The organism is Bacillus cereus (genome assembly GCF_007678085.1).
GTDB lineage: Bacteria > Bacillota > Bacilli > Bacillales > Bacillaceae_G > Bacillus_A > Bacillus_A cereus_BE.
The window spans coordinates 354,050-375,751 of sequence record NZ_VEDW01000004.1 but is presented as its reverse complement, the minus strand read 5'-3'; the positions used below and the strand labels follow the sequence as shown (position 1 = coordinate 375,751).

The following is a 21,702-nucleotide window of genomic DNA, read 5'->3' as shown; positions in this document are numbered from 1 at the left end:
ACCTGCTAACGAATAGTTTGTTTTTATTTCTCTAGTGTATAACAATTTTATGAAGTTAAGAAATAGCTTTTATTAAGAAAGGGGTAGTTTTTGAACCTGATGCTTTTTTAATTTCTCAAAGTGGTGGAGTAAATACAAATGTTTGAAAGAATAGTTTTTAAAAATCACTATGTCATATGATAAATAAATTGTTACATACAAAAAAACAGACCTTTTAAGTAAAGAGGTCTGTTAATGATTGCAACTCTTATTTAGCAAACGCATGGTTACCAATTACTGCTACTGTTTGACGTGTCGTAATCCATTTGTCTGTTGATGTTTTCGGATTATAGAAATAAAGCCAATCAGAATGTATTCCATTCGTGGAGATAGCCTCTTCTACTGCCATTTTTGCTTCTGGACTTGCAGGATGATTAATTCTTCCATCTGTAACAGGAGTAAATGCATATCCATATTTAATAGGTTCATAAATAACGCCTGTTATTGTATTTGGAAACCCTTTTGCGTTTACACGATTTAGTATAACTTTTGCTACAGCTACTTTACCTTTATAGGATTCGCCACCTGCTTCAGCGGTAACTAAGCGTGCCATTAAGTCTTTTTCTTTTTCTGAAATGCTTGAGTTAATTTTTAAATGTTGTCCTGTATAAAGTTTGTTTCCGATTGTATTATTAATTTGTTTTATAGATTGAACGGTAACATTGTAACGCTTTGCTATCGTTTCTAATGAATCTCCCTGTCGTACTTGATAAATAATTTGTCCAGAAATGTTCGCAGGTCTGGCTTTTTGACGAACGGTAATTTCATTTGAGTTCGTGGACCCTGGAATATGTAACTGCTCACCAATAAAAGTTTGATCGTTTCCTTTATTATTAGCCTGTTTAATGGATTGTATGGAAACTCCATATTGTTTACTAATGTCCCAAAGTGTATCATTCTTTTTTACTGTATGAATGGTAGATGCTTCAGCTGTGCCTTGATTACATACGAATGTAATTGCAGCTGCAGATAAAGGTATTATATGTTTTATTTTTAATAACTTCATTGTAAATCCTCCTAGAAAAAATTAAGGTGAAACGATTAAGTAATGTAGTTCAGAATGTCTATATGTAATATTTTAATGTAAGTATATTAGCACATATAAAATAAATAATCATTATAAGTTTCTTATTTATTTAGTGTAGAGTCCGAATATGAAATATTGCATACGAAAATACATTGAAGTTCCTTTGAATTTTTCTAATTTAATATATGTGAATGATTTTTTAACTTTACTTCTATGCAATATTTCATAATGATGAAATGTTATTTATTTTTTATGAACTAGATTATATTATATTCAATAAGTTTGATATAAAACAGAAAAAGGAGGAATAATAGTGAGCAATAATAATTTTATTTTGAAATTATTCATATGTAGTATGATATTTATCACATTTGTATTTGCTTTACATGATAAGCGAGTCGTTGCAGCTAGCCCTGTTAATGAGCTTGAAAATTGGTCAAAGTGGATGCAACCTATACCTGATAATATCCCATTAGCACGAATTTCAATTCCAGGAACACATGATAGCGGGACGTTCAAATTACAAAATCCAATAAAGCAAGTATGGGGAATGACGCAAGAATATGATTTTCGTTACCAAATGGATCATGGAGCTCGTATTTTTGATATAAGAGGACGTTTAACAGATGATAATACGATAGTCCTTCATCATGGGCCATTATATCTTTATGTAACACTGCATGAATTCATAAACGAAGCGAAACAATTTTTAAAAGATAACCCAAGTGAAACGATTATTATGTCTTTAAAAAAAGAGTATGAGGATATGAAAGGAGCAGAGGGTTCCTTTAGTAATACGTTTGAAAAAAGTTATTTTGTTGATCCTATCTTTTTAAAAACAGAAGGAAATATAAAGTTGGGAGATGCTCGTGGGAAAATTGTACTACTAAAAAGATATGATGGTAGTAATGAATCTGGAGGATATAATAATTTTTATTGGCCAGATAATGAGACGTTTACGACAACTGTAAATCAAAATATAAATGTAACAGTACAAGATAAATATAAAGTGGGCTATGATGAAAAGATAAAATCTATTAAAGATACGATAAATGAAACGATTAACAATAGTGAGGATTTAAATGATCTATATATAAATTTTACAAGCTTGTCTTCTGGTGGTACAGCATGGAATAGTCCATATTACTACGCCTCTTATATAAACCCTGAAATTGCAAACCATATAAAACAAAAGAATCCTACAAGAGTAGGGTGGATCATTCAAGACTATATAAATGAAAATTGGTCACCATTGTTGTATCAAGAAGTTATAAGAGCGAATAAGTCACTTATAAAAGAATAAAAATGATGAGAGTAAGAAGCGATAAAATACGTCGCTTCTTTTTGTTTTCCAAAATCCAACATTAGATATCATACTTTCATGATAGAAAAAAATAAAAATATACGATATAATCATACATATAAAATTTGTACCTATAAATTTTATATGTGTATATAAATCTGATTTGTTATAATGAAATGGAGGTATATAATATGAAGTTTCCATATGATTTTTTATTCGGAGCTGCTTCAGCTTCTTATCAAGTAGAAGGTGCATGGAATGAGGATGGAAAAGGTGTTACGAATTGGGATGAGTTTTCAAAAATTCCTGGCAAAACATACAATGGAACAAATGGTGATGTAGCTGTTGATCATTATCACCGATATAAAGAAGATGTTCGCTTAATGGCTGAGATGGGGTTAGAATCGTATCGTTTTTCTATTTCTTGGGCGAGAATATTGCCGACTGGAGATGGAGAGGTAAATGAAAAAGGAATCGAATTTTATAACAAATTAATTGATGAATGTTTAAAATACGGGATTGTACCATTTGTCACTTTATATCATTGGGATTTACCATTACCGTTGGAAAAAGATGGTGGATGGACGAATAAACGAACAGCAGAAGCTTTCGTAAAATACGCAGAAATTTGTTTTAAGGCATTTGGTGATAGAGTTAAACATTGGATTACTTTTAATGAGACAGTAATGTTTTGTGGATTAGGTTATTTAAAAGGAGCACATCCACCAGGAATACAAAATGATGTTCCAAAGTATTTTCAAGCGACGCATTATGTATTTTATGCACATGCGAAAACAGTTGCGGTGTACAAGCAGCTGAAACAATATGGGGAAATTGGGATTACACATGTTTTCTTACCTGCTTATAGTGTGGATGGTCAAAAAGAAAATATACTGGCAGCAAGGCATGCGAATGAATATGAAACGTATTGGTATTATGATCCAGTTTTAAAAGGTGAGTACCCGTCTTATGTTGTACAACAATTAAAGAAAAAAGGATGGACTCCTAATTGGACGGTTGAAGAATTAGAAATCATTAAACAAAATGCTGAAAAGAATGATTTTATTGGCTTAAATTATTATCAACCAATACGAGTAGAAAGATACGATATGGATATAAATGACGGGGAGCATTCTCGAGAAAACTCAACACTTGCTCCAGGTAATCCTTCTTTTGATGGTTTTTATCGAACAGTTAAAATGGATGATAAAACATATACGAAATGGGGATGGGAAATATCTCCCGAAGGTTTCTTAGATGGATTACACATGTTGAAAGAGCGTTACGGTGACATAAAGATGTATGTAACGGAAAATGGACTTGGTGATGAAGATCCAATCATTGACGGAGAAATTGTAGATGTTCCGAGAATTAAATTTATTGAAGAGCATTTAAAAGTAATAAAGCGTGCAATTGAAGATGGAATCAATTTAAAAGGTTATTATGCATGGTCAGTGATTGACCTTTTAAGTTGGTTAAATGGATACAAAAAGCAATATGGCTTTATTTTTGTCGATCATAATGATAACTTAAAACGTAAGAAGAAACTTTCGTTTCATTGGTATAAACATGTGATTGAAACGAGAGGAGAAGAGTTATAACAGATAAAAGAGTATTTTAGGAGACAGTGTATGAGTGCAAAGTATAAACAAATTGCAGATGTGTTAGAGCAAAACATTCGAGACGGGATTTTTAATGAAACGAAAAAACTACCTACAGAAGAAGCGTTGATGAATCGATTTGAAGTAAGCCGTAATACGATACGTAAAGTAATTAGTCAGCTTGTGAATAGAGGTTATATTTTTCAAGTGCAAGGCAGTGGCATGTTTTTACGCGAAACTTCTGTAACAGATTATATTAATTTAGGAAGTTTGCGTGGATTAACGAAAAATCTCGTTTCGCAAAATATTGAAACGAAAGTGTTAGAACTTGAAGTAATAGGTGCGGACGAAGAGATCGCAAAGCGGATGCAATGTGAAGCTGGAACTAGGATATATTTTTTGAAGCGTTTAAGAATTGTAGATGGAAAACCATTCTCTATTGAAGTAAGTTATTTCAAAAAGGATATTATTCCATATTTGAATGAAGAAATAGCATTAAGCTCTGTATACAGTTATTTTATTGAAGATTTACGATTAAACATAGGTTTTGCCGATAAAGTAATTAGTTGTGAAAAAGTAAATAAAGAAAATGCAAAGCTTTTAGAATTAAATGAAGGTGATCCGGCGCTTCTTATTGAAAATACAGTTTGTCTTGTAAACGGGACAATTTTCGAATTATCTCAATCGATGTTTCATTATGAAAAGACTAAACTTTTAAATCGGATCAATTTCAAGTGAAAATGAATATAATTAACTTTGCTAAAAAGCAACTGATCATACGGGATCAGTTGCTTTTTATTTTCAAAGTGGATGAGCAAAAAAACACGAAAGTGGTTGGTCCGTTTTTTGCGAACATCCATTATGATAAGAGAAGAAAGGTAGTATGTTATTAACGTTTTAATGAGGAATTTCTTTATTAAAATAGCTTGTCTTTAGAGAGGTGAAAATATAATGGTTTTTGCAATTTCACTAGTGGTTATTATTGTAATTGGATCGCTGTTTGGGACCGTGCTAGTTGCACGAAATGTGGAGGAGAATTACGGCAAGTCTACAAAGAGAAATGTGAAAAACTTATCAACTATTTATATTCTTCTTCTTTTCGTACTACTTATTGGGGTAACGTGGTATGCAGTAGTGATTTAATAGTATTGAAAGAAAAAAGTTAATATTGTATATGATGGAGGAGTATGATTTTGATAAAAAATGAACGTCACGTTTTAATTGTTTTTCCGCATCCGGATGATGAGTCATATTGCGTGGCAGGTACAATTTTAGCTTATGTGCAGCGAAATGTTCCTCTTACTTATGTTTGCTTAACTTTAGGTGAAATGGGGAGAACGATGGGGAATCCTCCTTTTGCAACACGTGAATCATTATATGCTATAAGAGAGAAGGAACTAAAGAGAGCTACAAATATTTTAGGGGTTAAAGATGTACGTATGATGGGATATCGTGATAAAACTCTTGAATTTGAAACGCCGGGAGAGTTAAGATGTGTCATACAAAAATGTGTAGAAGAATTGAATCCTTCGTTAGTCATTTCTTTTTATCCGGGATATGCAGTACATCCAGATCATAATGCAACAGGAGAAGCAGTAGTTGAGGCGTTATCTAATATTCCGAAGTATAAAAGACCAACATTTTATGCGGTAGCTTTTTCAAATAATCATGAAGCAGAAATAGGGTCTCCGCATTTCAAAAATGAAGTGAAACAATATGTTCCAAAAAAGCTAGAGGCATTGCAGGCACATGCATCACAATTTGCGACTAAAGTAACGGATTTAAAAAGAGAGTATGAAGAAGGTGTGCAAGAAACAGTGGAATGGTTAGAGGAAGAACCGTTTTGGATATATCCATTTAAGGATAAGAAAATATGACTGATTCATACTATTATTACTTAAATAAGGGATAGTTCGTTTTGAGAGGGGGCAACAAGGTGGAATGGAAACCAAATCGTGCAGATAAGACGCCTGTATATAAACAAATAGCAGATTATATTGAAAGGGGTATTTCTTCAGGTGAGTTTCCTTCTGACAGTAAGTTACCTTCTGAGCGTATGTTAGCGAAAGAATTACAGGTGAACCGAAGTACAATAGTAGCTGCATATGAAGAATTAAAATCACTTGGAGTAGTAGAACGGCAAAAAGGAAGCGGGACACGGGTGAATACAGACATATGGGGTGTTTCACATAAACGAATACCGAACTGGGGTAGGTACGTTGAGGATGGATCGTTTTTACCTAATGTACCACTCGTTCAACAAATTAGAACGGAAACACAAAAAGAAGACTTAATTAATTTAGCGAGTGGTGAATTGTCACCAGAATTGATTCCGAGCGATAGATTCCGAACGATTTTGTCGGAGAAAACATTTATGGGAAATCTCGGTTATGACCATCCACTTGGAAATGAAATGTTGAGAAAAACAATTGCAGCACATGTTCAGCAATATAAACAAATTGAAGCAGATTCGAATTCTATCCTTATTACATCCGGCGCACAACAGGCACTTAATCTTATCGTTCAATGTTTATTAAAACCAGGAGATGCGATTGCAGTTGAGGACCCTTCTTATTGTTTTTCATTGCCGATGTTTAAATCTGCTGGTCTAAAAATATTCCATTTACCTGTCGATCAGCATGGAATGAATCCAGATGATTTAATTGATTTGCATAGAAAACATCGTATTCGCATGGTATTTTTGAATCCAGATTATCAAAATCCAACGGGAACTGTGCTTTCATTAGCAAGGCGTAAAAAGATATTGGAACTGTCTTCTGAATTTGGTATACCGATTGTAGAAGATGATCCATATAGTTTAACGTCATTTAATGGAGAAGTGAATCCAACATTAAAATCAATGGATCAAAATGGGAATGTTCTTTATATAAGTTCATTATCAAAAATTGTTGCATCAGGATTACGTATTGGCTGGGTAATTGGTCCTACGCGTGTAATAGAACGTTTAGCGGATGCGAAGCAGCAAGTTGATTTTGGGCATAGTGTATTTACGCAGTGGGTGGCAAATCAGTTTTTAGAATCAGAAGATTTTCATGCACATATTACAATGCTCCGTAGACAATTGAAAGAAAGAAGAGATGTGCTAATTAGAAAGCTTGAAGAAGTATTAGGGGACCAGGTTGATTTTTTTGTTCCAGAGGGTGGAATACATTTATGGTGTAAAGTGCAAGGAACGTTTGATGAATATCATTTATTAGGTGAATCTATACGAAATGGTGTAGCGTTTGTCCCGGGAAGTGTTTTAGGTACTAAAAGTGAATATATTCGTTTTACTTTTGGGAGAGTAAATGCCGAACAAATTCACCTAGGAATGACGAGATTTGCGGAAACGTTAAATGAGATTTCATAATAGTGATGTGTAATATTGAAATGAGGGAAAGAAATGAAGTACGTGACGCTTTTACTTCAAGTAGGCGTGCTATATGTATTTAGCTTAGTTGGTACGTGGATTCAAGGAGTATTCCATGTATCGATGCCAGGAAGTTTAATAGGGATGTTAATGCTGTTTCTACTCCTTTCTACTCGTATTTTACCATTAAAGTGGTTTGAGGAAGGTGCGGAAAAGTTAATCATATTTTTACCGTTATTTCTAATTCCCTTGACAACAGGTTTGATGGAATACGGGTCTTTTCTTTTCAGTAAGGGGAGTATTATATTCCTTTTAGTAGTTGCAAGCACGGCAGTAACTTTAGTTGTTTCAGGGTATATAAGTCAATTATTAGTAACATCAAAAAAATAAAATCGACAAGGTGCAATGTGTAAATGGTCTTAATTATTATTACTGTAGTAATGTATGTATTGGCGACAAAGTTATATAAAAAATTCCCGTTTCCCTTTACGTTACCGGTGTTAACAGTTACAGCAAGTATGATTTGCTTATTTTTGATTTTAGGCATTTCGCATCATGAGTATAGAGAAAATGGAGGAGATATTCTTTCCAGTTTATTGAGTCCTGCAATTGTAGCGTTAGCAATCCCTTTATTTAAGGAACGAAACATACTTATGAAAAACTTTTTGTCGATACTTATCGGCGTAGCAGTAGGTATAGTGGCTTTAACGAGTATGAATGTAGTGATTGGCGGGATGTTAAATATAGATAGGGAGCTCATAGTAACGACACTGCCGCAATTAGCGACGATGCCAATTGCTATTTCATTATCAGATCAAATTGGAGGTATTCCATCTATGACTTCTAGTTTTGTAGTTGTTGCAGGAATAACAGGTGCTATGATCGGACCGACAGTACTTAAATTTTTCCGAATAACAAGTGCGATTGGAAAAGGAGTGGGGATGGGATGCGCATCACATATTATCGGTGTGAGCCGTCTTGTGAAAGAAGGCGAGAAAGAGGCGACAATCGCTTCGGTAACGATGATTATAACTGGAATACTCATTAGTATATTTATACCTTATGGAACGAAATTTATATTTTAAAATGTAATGGAGATGAGAAAATGACAACATGGTTTATAGTTACATTATTTATTTTTGGCTCTCTTAAAGTACTCGTTTCTAGTATGCCAACTTCTGTTGTAGAATCAATTATTAGTAGATTTGAATTACATCAAAAACTTGAGGAAGAGAATACCTCTATATCGATAGATGGCAAGAATATAGAGGGAGAAATGAAGCTACAAGTTATTCATGAATTTAATGAGGCTTTATTTTTAGATAAACATTATTTTCCGCCGCACGGGGAAGGAACACCGATCGTTATTAAGACGAAGAAAGGGAATAAAGAGATTCGATTTTCTCTATATAGCCATGAGGAACATGTGGATGTAATTAAGCAATATAAGAAGAAAATCGTTGCCTACCGTTTACGTTCAAAAAGTCTTCAAAATCTTGCACCATTAGCAATAACTGAAGATTATGCTTAAGAAGAGATCTATAATGGTCTCTTTATTTTTGTATGAAATGATATAGTTTCCAAATAAAAGAGAAGAAAATCATATAGCCAAATAAAGAGTATGTATGATTCCAATCTACGCTATGGATAAAGAGACCGAATCTTTCAGCAACCTGTTCAAAAATGCTAGCGCAAACACCTATTGAAACAATAAATAGAATTCTAGAAACTGCAGATAATGTTTTTGAAATTTGTATGAAAATCGTTGTTAAAATTGGTAGTACAAACAAAGTAAAGCCGATGTTAACTGAAAATATGGAGGAGAATGGTCTAACTGGGAAAGAATATATTTGTTTCGCAACAAAGAAAGCATCTAAGCAAGTTCCAATAATAAAAGAGAGTACGATTGTAACGACTAATGCGAAAAGGTTATTCTTCTTCTCGAAGAAGGACATTTTTCTTTGCAAGAATGGCGAGTTCAATTTTTTCGAGTGTTTTACAGTAGTCTTCTGTAATTTGTCCATGTATTCTTTCCTCCTTATCGGTTAAATAATGTATGACTTGCCAGTCGTTAAACCAATCTTCATATTCTGTTTCTTCATGTTTCATATTTTTCCATGCATACATAAGTGCAGGGCTATATATACGATAGGCATCACTTTTTAATTGGCACTTCTTTATTCTTCGTTTATAAAATTCTCTTGAAAAGGATTCATTCACACTTGAAAATAAATGTGGCCAATAATCTTTTCGGGATCCGGTATGTGGATGCGTATCCGCCCATTGTAGTATATGAGCTAAAACGTGTTCATCATGAAACAATAATGCATATAATCGTTTTCCAAGCAAAATTCGTTCGTGTAAGGAGGTGAAATGTTGCATTGTATCACCGATTAATATAGTTTTTTGCATAGCATTTTCTTCAGAGAAAGGGAAGAGAATATGATTAAATTGAAAGAAATCAAAGAGTTTAAATCCAATACTATTTAGTACATTTTTTTTGAAGTGTTTATTTTGAATCAATCTTTTTTCTAAGTAGTTTTGTTCATTAATAATAGTCGCAATCGTTAATATTTGTTTGTTTCCAGTTTTCCAAAAAAAGTTCCACATCGTTTCCATAAATGTTGACACATTGAGGTGAGGGAGGAGATGAAAAAGATTTTTGTTTTTTTTCACACTCTGTTCATATAATAAAAATTGTGGATACACATCTTGAAAGATAAGCCAATTACCCCGTTCTAAAAAAGAAAAGAAAGTAAATTGATCTTTCTCAGATAACAACTTCGTATATAAATCCCCCTTTAAATCTGTCATGTTCCAACCGCCGTTACGCGATACCATATGTCCAAGCAATGCCCAATGTATTTCAGGGTATCTTTTGTAAAATTGATAGTAAGCACGAGTTCTTGTAACATTATTTTGATTTAATAATTTTGTTCTTTCTTTAATTGTATGTATGAATACTTCTTCTTCTTTCGAAAGGGGAAAAAGGAAGTTATTTACGTTGGTGCATTTTTGTTTTAACTCATTTTTTATTGAGAAGAGGGATAGAGGAATGTTTTTGTAATGTTTATTATTTGGATTGTCGTGGTGCATATAAATCCTCCTATTTTTAAGTCTGTTATCATAAATGTATTAGTAACTACTTACATAAATGATATGTGAAGGAAATGAAAAGTTGCAAAGTACAAAAAAAGGAAAGAAGAGTCCGTCTCTTCTTTCCTTTTCTTGTATATATTTACGCTACAGAGAATGAACACCTTTTTTGAGCAGAGTAGAAAATGAATCAGCATGAATAGGTTTGCTGTAATAGTAACCTTGAATAAATTTACATTTATTTTTTTGAAGGAAATGCACGTGTTCTTTCGTTTCTACCCCTTCAGCAATGACAGACATTTCTAATGTATGTGCCAATGTGATAATCGTTTTAATAATTTCCATTCCATCTTCGCACGTTTCAGACATTGTAATAAACTCCCTTGGGATTTTTAATGTGTCTATTGGATATAAAGGTAAATACGCTAGTGAAGAATAGCCTGTACCAAAGTCGTCGATTGAAATGTGAATCCCTAAACTTTTTAGTGTGCGCAATTTTATCAATGTTTCTCGCTCATCCATCATTGCAATTCGCTCTGTTAACTCAAGATCGAGAGAACTTGCTGGTAAACCTGTATTTGCTAAAGTAGAAGAAATAGACTTTACAAAATCGTCTTGTTCAAATTCTTTAGCAGATAAATTTACGCCTATTTTCAAATGAGAATATCCGAGTGCATGCCAACGTTTCATTTGCCCGCAAGCCTTCTCTAATGTCCATTTTCCTATTGGAATAATTTGCAGTGTTTCTTCTGCAATCGGAATAAACTCGTATGGAGAAATAACGCCTAATTCAGGATGATTCCACCTGATTAAAGCTTCCGCACCGATAATTTTGTTAGATTCGCTATTAACTTGAGGTTGATATAAAAGGAACAATTCCTCATTTTGAATTGCATTTGGTAAATCTTTTTCTAATCTTAATCGTCTTTCAATTTTCTTAGCAATAACATCATCATAAATAGAGACAGAGTTAAGTTCTTTTGCTTTCGCATCATACATTGCAACATTAGCGTTTTTCAGAAGTGTAGCGGTATCGATTCCAGAATGTGGATAAATAGCGATACCGATACTAAGTGATAAAGTTAATGTATGCTCATGTATGACAAACGGTTTTTCTATGCTTTCAAATAATTGGTTACATAACTCGAATAAGAAATCTTCGTCAGTATAATTTTCAATTAAGATTGTAAACTCATCACCACCGATTCTTGACAAATGAGTATGTGATGGAAGGCAGGATTGAAATCGCTTTGCTACTTCTTCTAATATGTAATCTCCTGACGAATGTCCAAGTGTATCGTTAATTGCTTTAAAGCGATCTAAATCTAAGTATAATAATGCGAACTCACTGTCTGTTGTTTTCGCATTTTTTATAACCCTTTTTAATTTCTTATGGAAAAAGGCACGGTTCCCAATTTTCGTTACAGTATCATGGAATGCTAAATATTTTATTTCTTCTTGCTGTTTTTTTAGTGCAGTAATGTCTTTCACCATAATATAGCTTCCTGAAATTTGTCCGTCTATCATAATAGGAACGATGGTAACGTATAAAAAATAAGTAAAGCCATCTTTATATTGAGAACTAAGTTGTAAGGATGCCGATTCTTGTTGTTTCACTTTTTCTAATGCAGATGCTAGTTTATGTTTATCTTCTTCTAAAATAATCGAAAAACAAGTTTCACCGAGTAACTCATTCGTTGGTGCTCCCAGTAACATACTCCCAGCTTTATTTACATTTAAGAAGATTCCATTTAAATCAATCGTAAAAATAGGGTCAGGATGATATTCATATAGTGATTTGAATTTTTGTTGTTTTTGAGATAAAGCCTCTGATTTATAAACTAAATCAGAAGTTCGTAAAGTCACTTTTTCTTCTAGTTGAGCATTAAATGCCTGTAAACGTTTGGTTAGGGAATTGTTGTGCATACGTACAATAGAATGACGAATGAGTACGAAAATAAAAGTAATACAATTTCCTGTAATGAGAGTTGAAGATGCTGTTTGTTCTTTTAATGTAAACCCGATTAGTATCGCAACAGCAAGATAGGGAAATACAACTAAAGCCTTTTTTCCTATTAGAGGATTTACAATGAAATAATTTTTATGGCTATTATGATCTTCTGAAATAGATCCAGCTATTGCAATAAATAATATAGGTATTCTATATAAAAGACGTAATAATGTTATCGTTTCAGTTGATAAATGATTATTTAAGTAAAAATAAATATAGTTAAAAGTTGCAGAACTTATTAATACAAAAATAAAGATGTAAATTTTCCGTTTGGAATTAAAAATTGTTGGACGGAAAAAAAGACTAACACCTAGTAGAAGAAATAATAAATCTGCAATTGGATATAGAAATGAAAGGAAAACATCTCCTAGTGAAAGAGAGAATATATTTAAATTTGGTTGATTAAATAAATACCACTCCAATGTGAATATGGAAGTAAGTACGATGCATATATCACAAATAAAGAACGCTTTTTCCCATTTATCACATTCTTTTAAAATTTTATAGCAGAAAGCGATAAGACAGAAGAGTAGAAAAAACATGTAAAATACATCAGAAATAGTAAATTGATGTATTGGAATTTCGAAGAAGCTATCTTGATATGTATATACTATTTTCCCTAATAAAAAGCTACCGATTGCTATTGTGATACATATCCAAAACGGATTTGAACTAACTTTTTTAGAATATATAGAGTAAATGAGTGATACAAATGTAATGGCTTCAACGATAAGTGAAGCGAAGCGTACATCAGAATTTGAAAAATGAGTAGGGAACAGATAAAAAAATATAAAATAGATGGAATAGCATATCAATGATGCGATTAATATACATATTTGTAAATTTTTATTTAATTTCAATAAAATCACCTTCTTTAATTATGCACTTTATTCGTAATATCTATACATAATAATATTATTTAAGAATTGTATCAGATTTCCTTATAAAAATCATGTATATAAGGAAAGTGTTGAAAAGTGAAGTAATTCTTAGAATTAAAAAAGTATTGTTTTTAATAATGTGTACTTCATCAAAATTTTAAATTGGAATTGTATATTTAGTCATCTTTTGAATTTTATAGGTTTTTTAATAGTTCGCAAGTAAATATGCATAATTGCATAAAGATAAAACATTCAATTTTATATAAAATGTTTTTGTTATAAAGTATGAATTAAACTTTTGTATGTATTCTCATACTAATGGGGGATTTCAAAAAGGTGTTGCGTATATACAATAATACGTAAGCATGTATAAAATTTTTAGTATGGGAGGAAGAGCATGAAGAATTGGGTAAAGTTTCGAATAGCACGTCCAACTAACCGATTTGAAAAGGTTATAGAATTCTATGAAAAAGGATTAGGCTTAAAACGTATAGGTGAATTCTACAATCATGAAGGCTATGATGGGGTCATGTTTGGACTCCCAGAGGAAGAGTATCATTTAGAATTTACAAGACATATAGATGGGAGTCCTTGTCCCGCTCCGACAAAAGATAATTTACTTGTATTTTATATGAGTGAAGATAGTGAAATGAAAAAGGTGAGTAAAAGGCTGCATGCATTGGGTTATGACGAGGTCGAACCTGAAAACCGATACTGGAAAGACAAGGGGATAACGATAGAGGATCCAGATGGTTGGAGAATTGTGTTGATGAAACTAGAGGAATAAGGGGTAATGAAACTAATAAGAACAAGGTTTCAAATTATGATAGGGTAAAAATAGCTCAGCTTCCTTCTAGGAAAAAAATAGAAGGAAGCTTTTTGTTTATGGTCTGAAAATTTTGATTTGACAATCAATTTTAGGGGATGTAAATTGAGAACGTGTATTCTTATAAGTTTGATAGTGTTGCCATTCAAAAGGATGTATAAATAGGGAGGATTTTTTATGTTATTTCGAATTGAAGATGCAGAAATATATTATGAAATCGTTGGAGAAGGCAAACCAGTCATTATTATACATGGTTGCGCTCCTGACCATAGGTTAATGATGAAATGTATGGAATCGGTATTTCAGAAATATGAAGGTTATAAGAGAATATATATTGATTTACCTGGAATGGGAAAATCGAATGCTCCACATTGGATAAATAGTTCAGATCGTATAGTAGAAGTGCTTATCACATTTATTAAGAAAATCATTTCTACTGAAGAATTTTTATTGGTAGGAGAGTCATATGGAGGCTATTTAGCCAGAGGAATACTCACAAATCTGTTTGAAAGAGTTAACGGATTACTATTAGTATGTCCTGTTGTTGTAGCGGATTCCGAAAAAAGGACTCTTCCAGATAAACAGGTAATTTTACAAGATGAGGAATTTTTAAATAAACTCACTTCTACGGAAAGAGAGGAATTTTGTGAGTTAGCAGTGATAGCAAATGAATATACATATAAGCGATTTAAAGAAGAAATTAAACCGGGGTTAGATGTTGCTAATTATGAGTTTATTGAAATGTTGCAAAAAAAATACTCTCTTACTATGGAGTTTCACCGTAAGAAATATGAGAAACCTGTTCTTTTATTAGCCGGAAAACAAGATATATCGGTAGGTTATCAAGATATTATAGAAATTATTGATGATTATCCAAGAGCGACATTAGCGGTGTTAGATATGGCAGGGCATAATTTGCAAATTGAACAACCTGAATTATTCGAGAGTTTAGTAGGAGAATGGATTACACGAACAAAACAACAAAATTTATAAAAAATGAATGAATATTTTCAAGGAGGAAGTATGAATACATATATTTATATGGTTAGGCACGGTGAATCACCAAAATTAGAAGAGGGTGAAAGAACGCGTGGTTTAACTGAAAAGGGAAGTTTAGACGCTCATAGAGTAACAGATATATTAAAAACAGAAGGAATCAATACTTTCATTTCAAGTCCGTATAAGAGAGCTGTATTAACGATAGAAAAAACGGCCAATTTCTATGAAAAAGAAATAGTAATATATGAAAATCTTAAAGAGTGTATGTTTTCTAGTGGAGATCAAGTTATATCAGATAAAGAAGTGTATCCACTTGTAAAGAAGATGTTCTCTAATCCGGACTTTGCACGAACGGAAGGAGAGTCATATACGGGTTGCCAAAGAAGAGTAGTGAAAGTGTTAAAAGAAATATTAATGGATTTTCAAGGACAAAAAATTGTAATTGGTACACATGGGTTTGTCATGACATTAATGATGAACTATTTTGATAAACAATATGGTTTTGAATTTTTAATGAATACGTCAAAACCAGATATATATAAGATGGAGTTTAAAGATGAGCAATTAATGAATGTAGAAAGATTATGGATAGGAGATAGAAAGAATCTTTATCAACTATTTTTAGAATCTTAAATCAATAAGTAATTATGCAAATTCTGAATAATATAAATAGAAGTTGGCTTAGAGAAACTATTTTAAATATGACAAAACTCCAAACGTTGGATTTCTATTCAATTGGAGAAAAAGATGTAAAATTTTGTCTTACGGTCCCCGTTTACTTTTCATTTCATTACATATAGGCTTTGTGGTGTAAGGGGGGACATTACCTTTACGCAAAATCTATAAGGAGGTCATTGTAATGAAAAAAATTAAAAAGTTTGCGGGAGTTGCTTTAGCGGGGACGATTGGATTAAGTGGACTACTGTTTTTAGAACCAAGTGTAAGTGCTGCGGAAGCACAGCAAGTGAAAGAGGAGAATTTCAATACAATTGATGTATCGATGAAACTAAATGAATTATATGTATTAAGTGGCAGAAGCATTGATGTTATTTCTGGAGATAAAGAAGCAATTCAACTAAATAAATACACAATTCGTTTTAGTAAACCAGGGAAGTATGTCATTAAGGTAAATGGCTGTATTTGTGATGATGTATATACTTTTATTGTAAATGAGTAGTATATATTCTTAAATTGTGAGATGAAAAAAGAAACACCCTATTTGCGGTGAGAATCGTAAATAGGGTGAATTCATTTGTATTAAGTGATGTTTTATAAATTTTCATTAATTTGCTCTTTGTTTTTGCTATGTAAAGTATGTAAAAGTGTTTGAAACATTTTAAATGATTGCTGAAAGATTGGACTTTGAATAAAGGTGTACAGAAAAGTTACGATGAAAATAGGACCTCCTAGCATAAATCCAATTACTAGTACAACACATTCTACTATAATTCTAGCACGGCTAATAGATAGTCCTGTTTTGTCGGAAATAGTAAGCATGAATCCATCGCGAGGTCCAGCGCCAATCCCAGCCGCAACGTACATGCCTCCACCAATACCTGTAATTGCAATGCCAGCAAATAAAATGAGTAAGTTTATCCATAAATACTCACTAGTGTTTGGAAGGATATTTGATTGTAAGAAAAAGTCCATAATGGGACCGATAAGTAGTGCATTTAAAAATGTCCCCACATTTATATATTTTTGATCTACTAGTAAAGAAATGAGAACGAGACATAATCCGCATATGACACTCCACGTACCAATTGTCCATCCAAATTTTTGGTAGAGAGCCATATTTAAAACTTCCCAAGGATGTAAACCGAGAAATTTAACTTTTACTGCAAGAGCATTTCCAAGGCCGAAAAAAATTAATCCTAAGAAAAAAAGAAAATAGCGAAAAAGATTTAGCCTCATCTTTAATACCTCCCATATTTATAATTATGTATGTTACTTGTTAGAGTCGTGGTAAGCAAATATTATGAATTTTTATCGTTTGTGAAAATATAAACGGAATATATATCTTCATAGCCAAAAAAGTTAAAATATTTCGTTTTAGGGATTATAATAGAGAGAGGAATATAAAAGGGAGTGAATGAATTTGAAACAAGAACTTATTGAAAGATTTACGAGATATGTAAAAATTGATACACAATCAAATGAAGAAAGTCATACAGTACCAACAACACCTGGACAAATTGAATTTGGTAAGTTATTAGTTGGAGAGTTAAAAGAAATTGGCTTAACAGAAGTAACGATGGATGATAATGGGTATGTAATGGCAACACTTCCTGCTAATACGGATAAGGATGTTCCAGTAATCGGCTTTTTAGCACATTTGGATACGGCAACAGACTTTACAGGGAAAAACGTAAGACCACAAATCCATGAAAACTTTGATGGAAATGCGATTACGTTAAATGAAGAGTTAAATGTTGTGTTAACGCCAGAGCAGTTCCCAGAGTTACCATCATATAAAGGACATACAATTATTACAACGGATGGTACGACACTTCTAGGAGCAGATGATAAAGCTGGTTTGACTGAAATTATGGTTGCAATGAACTATTTAATACATAATCCGCAAATTAAGCATGGGAAAATAAGAGTTGCATTTACGCCGGATGAAGAAATTGGTCGTGGGCCAGCGCATTTTGATGTAGAAGCGTTTGGTGCATCATGTGCTTATACGATGGATGGAGGTCCATTAGGTGGTTTAGAGTATGAAAGCTTTAATGCTGCAGGTGCTAAGTTAACGTTTAACGGAACGAATACACATCCTGGAACAGCGAAAAATAAAATGCGTAACGCAACTAAACTTGCTATGGAGTTTAATGGGCATTTACCAGTAGAAGAGGCACCAGAATATACTGAGGGCTATGAAGGATTCTATCATTTGCTTTCATTAAATGGTGATGTTGAGCAAAGTAAAGCATATTATATTATTCGAGATTTTGATCGTGAAAATTTTGAGGCGCGTAAAAATAACGTTGAAAATATTGTGAAGCAAATGCAAGAGAAGTATGGACAAGATGCAGTCGTATTAGAAATGAATGATCAATACTATAACATGCTTGAAAAAATCGAACCAGTGAGAGAAATTGTTGATATTGCATATGAAGCGATGAAAAGTTTAAATATTGAACCAAACATTCATCCGATTCGTGGTGGGACAGATGGATCACAGTTATCATATATGGGATTACCAACGCCGAATATTTTCACAGGTGGTGAAAACTATCACGGTAAATTCGAGTATGTTTCGGTAGATACGATGGAAAAAGCTGTTCAAGTTATTATAGAGATTGCAAGACGATTCGAAGAACAAGCTTAAAAAAGAACCAAGTAGTGCAAACGTGCTACTTGGTTTTTTAGTATAATACTCGCCATAAATAAAAAGTTGCGTAAGACTCCCAGTTAATCCAATTTGCCGCAAAATCTTTTATTTCCTGTTTGGTCGGTTTACTTTCGGAACCTGTTATATATTTAATTGCATTGTGCAAGCCAACATCGTCAATTGGAAAAGCGGAAGGAAATCGTAAACAGCGCATTAAAACATAGTTCGCAGTCCAAGGTCCTATACCATGTATAGCAGTTAATTGTTTTTCAGCTTGTTTCACATCTTGTATTTGCAATAAAGATTCTTTTGATAGTTTTCCTTCTGTAATAAGCTTTGCAACCCCGATTAAATATTCACATTTTCGCGTCGTCATTTTTAATTTTTTGAGATCGTCTACGTGTAAATGTGCAATCGTTTCAGGAGAAGGGAATATCCAATGTTTTCTATCGTTCCACTCTACATAACTTCCAAAGTGTTCGACTAATCGTCTTTTTAGCGTATAAGCATATGTGAGATTAATTTGCTGACCGATAATTCCCCAGGAAAGTGCCTCAAATAAGTCTGGAATACCTAAAGTACGAAGCCCATAATATTGTTCAATTGGTCCTTGAAGGAGTACATCATGTTTAGCTAATGTATAAAAGGGAGCTAAATCAGTAGTTAAATCAAACCACTCTTTCACATAGTGAGCGACAGCTTCGCATATCGATTTTTCAGATGTATATGATTTTTCTAAAAAACGTATTTGAATATTATCATCCGAGTTGATACTGATTTCAACTAAAGGATTTACATCATGAACAGCAATAACTTTATAAATTTTATTATCTTCAATGTGGAACATACATTCATTGTTAGAACGTGATAGATAGCGCAAATTTTCTTGGAAACTAAATTCTGTTGGAACTGCTAAAGTTAATGTGCTAGTATATTCTGCTGTCATATGCATTCTACCTGCGACTTTTCTAATGTAAGCAATTCTCTCTTCATTTCTAATCCCCCTCTAAATCCGGTTAGTTTACCATTCTTTCCAATAATACGATGGCAAGGAATTGTAATGAGAAGAGGGTTGGCAGCAATAGCGGTAGCAACAGCACGTACAGCAGTAGGTTTTTGCATTCTTTTGGCAATTTCTGAATAAGAATATGTCTTCCCATAAGGAATTTCACGTACCGTATTCCAAACAGATAATTGAAAGTCAGTTCCGTAAGCATCGATAGGGAATGTAAAAGCTTCTCGCTGGGTCTCTAAATACTCGATAATTTCTTTGGTATATGTTTGTAGATAATCGGGATTACAGGTCAAAATATATTGGGGCAATTTTTTTCTAGCCCATATATTTAATTCTTCAAAGTTTTCATCTTGAGACCCAATGAAACATAGTCCATGTTCAGTTGCAGCAATATGAAACTGCCAATTCTTATGTGTAAGTAGCGTCCAATATATAAATTTATTGTTGTAGGAATTCATTATTGTATCCCTCTTTCATTTCGTTCTTTTTTCGATATTCAGTAGGCGTAAATCCGGTTTTCTTTTTAAATAAAGTAGAAAAATACTCGGGGTTTTCTATCCCGACAGCAGTACTAATTTCTTTAATAGATTGATTTGTTTGTAATAGCTGTTCTGCCGCTTTAACAATCCGGGATTGTTGTATATACTCTATTGGGCTTATTCCTGTCATCTTTTTGAAAGTACGTTGTAAATGAAATGGGCTACCATGGCACATTTCAGCAAGTATGTCGAGAGTTAATAATTCATCAAAGTGTTTTTCGATATAATCTTTAATTTGTTTTACCCACTCTTCATTAGGTAAAGTGATTCCGTTTGGCTTGCAACGTTTGCACGGGCGAAAGTTTTCGCTTAATGCTTGTTCTGCATGATGAAAAATTCGTACATTGTTTCTATTCGGTATTCTTGATTTACATGATGGCCTGCAAAAGATTCCGGTTGATTTCACAGCATAAAAGAATTTGCTATCATAGGAAGAATCATTCTGAATAATTGCTTGCCAATGCTCATTTGTTAACGTAATTCCTTCATTGTGCAAAGAACATCACCTCTGAAATTAGTATAACCTGAATAAAGTGCGTATGTATGTATTCACAAATGTAAGAGCAAGATTACAAAGGTGAAAATATGATTGTTTTTCTATTTTGTGATAGCATGAAATTTGGAAATAAACATCAAGAGGAGGGCTATAAGTGAAGTTAATTTCATGGAATGTAAATGGCTTGCGAGCTGTTATCGCAAAAGGTGGATTTTTAGAATATCTCGAGGAATCAAGTGCTGATATATTTTGTCTACAAGAGATTAAATTACAAGATGGACAAATTGATTTAAATCCAGAGGGATATTATACATACTGGAATTATGCCGTGAAAAAAGGTTATTCAGGAACAGCTATTTTCACGAAAAAAGAACCGCTTTCTGTTACATACGGTTTAGGTATGGAAGAGCATGATCAAGAAGGACGAGTTATTACTTTAGAGTTTGAAGATTTTTACATGATAACGTTATATACACCAAATTCAAAACGTGGATTAGAACGATTAGATTACAGAATGAAATGGGAAGATGATTTTCGGACCCATATTAAGCAATTAGACGAGAAGAAACCGGTTATTTTTTGTGGAGATTTAAATGTTGCTCATAAAGAAATCGATTTAAAAAATCCAAAAAGTAATCGTAAAAATCCTGGATTCTCTGATGAGGAACGAGAAAAGTTTACATGCATTTTAGAAGAAGGATTTATTGATACGTATCGTTATCTGCATCCTGATCAGGAAGGTGCATATTCGTGGTGGTCGTATCGTATGGGAGCGAGAGCGAAAAATATTGGATGGCGTTTAGATTATTTTGTTGTTTCCGAAAGAATGAAAGACCAAATAATTGAGGCGAAAATTAATAGTGAAGTAATGGGATCAGACCATTGCCCAGTTGAATTACATATAAATTTCTAAAAAAAGAAGTATCTCCCTGATAATAGGAGGTACTTCTTTTTTGATTCAGTTTGTTAAAATTTTTCAAATCATTCTTGAAATTATTTCGTATTAAATATATACTTAGTAACGATAATCATTATCAATGGAAAAGGTTATCAACGGATGAGGTGTAAAAGAATTATAGCTTAGGGGAAGTGAACGAGAATGAGTTCTGGATAGAATTATTAATCTAATGAAATATATATGTAAGACAAGTTTCATATAGTTAAA

Annotated in this window: 23 protein-coding genes; 15 read left to right on the top strand and 8 right to left on the bottom strand. The window is 32.9% G+C overall.

The genetic code is table 11. The annotated features are described in order from the left end of the window. Positions 1–247 precede the first annotated feature (247 nt). A complete protein-coding gene (locus tag FS742_RS19115) occupies positions 248–1,045 on the bottom strand; it encodes a cell wall hydrolase (RefSeq protein WP_144614442.1) in 798 nt (265 codons plus the stop codon). Positions 1,046–1,379: 334 nt separating this feature from the next. Between FS742_RS19115 and plcA the strand changes: the two genes are divergently transcribed. From plcA to FS742_RS19070, 9 genes are all read left to right on the top strand, one after another. Continuing rightward, on the top strand, positions 1,380–2,369 hold the full coding sequence (plcA, locus tag FS742_RS19110; protein ID WP_144614440.1) for a phosphatidylinositol diacylglycerol-lyase: 990 nt from the start codon (positions 1,380–1,382) through the stop codon (positions 2,367–2,369). 191 nt (positions 2,370–2,560) lie between these two features. Further along, positions 2,561–3,970 carry a glycoside hydrolase family 1 protein gene (locus tag FS742_RS19105; protein WP_144614438.1) on the top strand — a complete coding sequence of 470 codons (1,410 nt, stop codon included), beginning with the start codon at positions 2,561–2,563 and terminating at the stop codon, positions 3,968–3,970. A gap of 30 nt (positions 3,971–4,000) precedes the next feature. Continuing rightward, complete coding sequence (locus tag FS742_RS19100; RefSeq protein ID WP_144614436.1) at positions 4,001–4,708, top strand: GntR family transcriptional regulator; 708 nt, start codon at positions 4,001–4,003, stop codon at positions 4,706–4,708. Between the two features lie 213 nt (positions 4,709–4,921). After that, a complete protein-coding gene (locus FS742_RS19095; RefSeq protein WP_144614434.1) occupies positions 4,922–5,113 on the top strand; it encodes a hypothetical protein in 192 nt (63 codons plus the stop codon). Between the two features lie 53 nt (positions 5,114–5,166). Further along, a complete protein-coding gene (gene bshB2 / locus FS742_RS19090; protein WP_144614710.1) occupies positions 5,167–5,847 on the top strand; it encodes a bacillithiol biosynthesis deacetylase BshB2 in 681 nt (226 codons plus the stop codon). Positions 5,848–5,906: 59 nt separating this feature from the next. Beyond that, positions 5,907–7,340 (top strand): MocR-like pyridoxine biosynthesis transcription factor PdxR, encoded by a 1,434-nt coding sequence (gene pdxR, locus FS742_RS19085; protein ID WP_144614432.1) that lies wholly within the window; start codon positions 5,907–5,909, stop codon positions 7,338–7,340. A 33-nt stretch (positions 7,341–7,373) separates the two neighbouring features. Continuing rightward, on the top strand, positions 7,374–7,730 hold the full coding sequence (locus FS742_RS19080; RefSeq protein ID WP_144614430.1) for a CidA/LrgA family holin-like protein: 357 nt from the start codon (positions 7,374–7,376) through the stop codon (positions 7,728–7,730). 23 nt (positions 7,731–7,753) lie between these two features. Next, positions 7,754–8,425: an LrgB family protein gene (locus tag FS742_RS19075; RefSeq protein WP_144614428.1), complete on the top strand. Its 672-nt coding sequence runs from the start codon at positions 7,754–7,756 to the stop codon at positions 8,423–8,425. A 20-nt stretch (positions 8,426–8,445) separates the two neighbouring features. Then, positions 8,446–8,871, top strand: coding sequence for a YfmQ family protein (locus FS742_RS19070; protein WP_144614427.1), 426 nt, complete (start codon positions 8,446–8,448; stop codon positions 8,869–8,871). Between the two features lie 22 nt (positions 8,872–8,893). Here the strand turns inward: FS742_RS19070 and FS742_RS19065 are convergent, their stop codons facing one another. The 3 genes from FS742_RS19065 to FS742_RS19055 form a co-directional block, all read right to left on the bottom strand. Further along, entirely contained in the window at positions 8,894–9,364 is a 471-nt protein-coding gene (locus FS742_RS19065) for a CBO0543 family protein (protein ID WP_144614425.1), read from the bottom strand. After that, positions 9,270–10,436 carry a DUF2515 domain-containing protein gene (locus tag FS742_RS19060; RefSeq protein ID WP_144614423.1) on the bottom strand — a complete coding sequence of 389 codons (1,167 nt, stop codon included), beginning with the start codon at positions 10,434–10,436 and terminating at the stop codon, positions 9,270–9,272. Before FS742_RS19060 ends, FS742_RS19065 begins: the two co-directional genes overlap by 95 nt. 147 nt (positions 10,437–10,583) lie before the next feature. Further along, positions 10,584–13,307, bottom strand: coding sequence for a bifunctional diguanylate cyclase/phosphodiesterase (locus FS742_RS19055; protein WP_144614421.1), 2,724 nt, complete (start codon positions 13,305–13,307; stop codon positions 10,584–10,586). A gap of 418 nt (positions 13,308–13,725) precedes the next feature. Between FS742_RS19055 and FS742_RS19050 the strand changes: the two genes are divergently transcribed. From FS742_RS19050 to FS742_RS19035, 4 genes are all read left to right on the top strand, one after another. Next, positions 13,726–14,115: a VOC family protein gene (locus FS742_RS19050; RefSeq protein ID WP_144614419.1), complete on the top strand. Its 390-nt coding sequence runs from the start codon at positions 13,726–13,728 to the stop codon at positions 14,113–14,115. Positions 14,116–14,331: 216 nt separating this feature from the next. Beyond that, positions 14,332–15,147 (top strand): alpha/beta fold hydrolase, encoded by an 816-nt coding sequence (locus FS742_RS19045; RefSeq protein WP_144614417.1) that lies wholly within the window; start codon positions 14,332–14,334, stop codon positions 15,145–15,147. Positions 15,148–15,177: 30 nt separating this feature from the next. Then, positions 15,178–15,786, top strand: a complete 609-nt coding sequence (locus FS742_RS19040; protein WP_144614415.1) for a histidine phosphatase family protein — start codon at positions 15,178–15,180, stop codon at positions 15,784–15,786. A gap of 226 nt (positions 15,787–16,012) precedes the next feature. Further along, the gene (locus tag FS742_RS19035) at positions 16,013–16,330 is read left to right on the top strand and encodes a hypothetical protein (protein WP_144614413.1); all 318 of its coding nucleotides are present in this window, start codon (positions 16,013–16,015) and stop codon (positions 16,328–16,330) included. A 92-nt stretch (positions 16,331–16,422) separates the two neighbouring features. On the opposite strand, the gene FS742_RS19030 is transcribed toward FS742_RS19035, so the two are convergent. Then, positions 16,423–17,067, bottom strand: coding sequence for a YczE/YyaS/YitT family protein (locus FS742_RS19030; RefSeq protein WP_144614411.1), 645 nt, complete (start codon positions 17,065–17,067; stop codon positions 16,423–16,425). Between the two features lie 184 nt (positions 17,068–17,251). Here FS742_RS19030 and pepT point away from each other — a divergent pair, with 184 nt between their 5' ends. After that, positions 17,252–18,484 (top strand): peptidase T, encoded by a 1,233-nt coding sequence (gene pepT, locus FS742_RS19025; protein WP_144614409.1) that lies wholly within the window; start codon positions 17,252–17,254, stop codon positions 18,482–18,484. Between the two features lie 37 nt (positions 18,485–18,521). On the opposite strand, the gene FS742_RS19020 is transcribed toward pepT, so the two are convergent. From FS742_RS19020 to FS742_RS19010, 3 genes are read right to left on the bottom strand one after another with little or no spacing between them, the layout of a single operon-like run. After that, positions 18,522–19,433, bottom strand: coding sequence for a DNA-3-methyladenine glycosylase family protein (locus tag FS742_RS19020; RefSeq protein ID WP_144614407.1), 912 nt, complete (start codon positions 19,431–19,433; stop codon positions 18,522–18,524). After that, entirely contained in the window at positions 19,430–19,960 is a 531-nt protein-coding gene (locus FS742_RS19015; protein WP_144614405.1) for a methylated-DNA--[protein]-cysteine S-methyltransferase, read from the bottom strand. Before FS742_RS19015 ends, FS742_RS19020 begins: the two co-directional genes overlap by 4 nt. After that, positions 19,941–20,537: a bifunctional transcriptional activator/DNA repair enzyme AdaA gene (locus tag FS742_RS19010; RefSeq protein WP_144614403.1), complete on the bottom strand. Its 597-nt coding sequence runs from the start codon at positions 20,535–20,537 to the stop codon at positions 19,941–19,943. Before FS742_RS19010 ends, FS742_RS19015 begins: the two co-directional genes overlap by 20 nt. 154 nt (positions 20,538–20,691) lie before the next feature. On the opposite strand from FS742_RS19010, the gene FS742_RS19005 reads away from it, so the two are divergent. Further along, entirely contained in the window at positions 20,692–21,450 is a 759-nt protein-coding gene (locus FS742_RS19005; protein ID WP_144614401.1) for an exodeoxyribonuclease III, read from the top strand. Positions 21,451–21,702 lie beyond the last annotated feature (252 nt).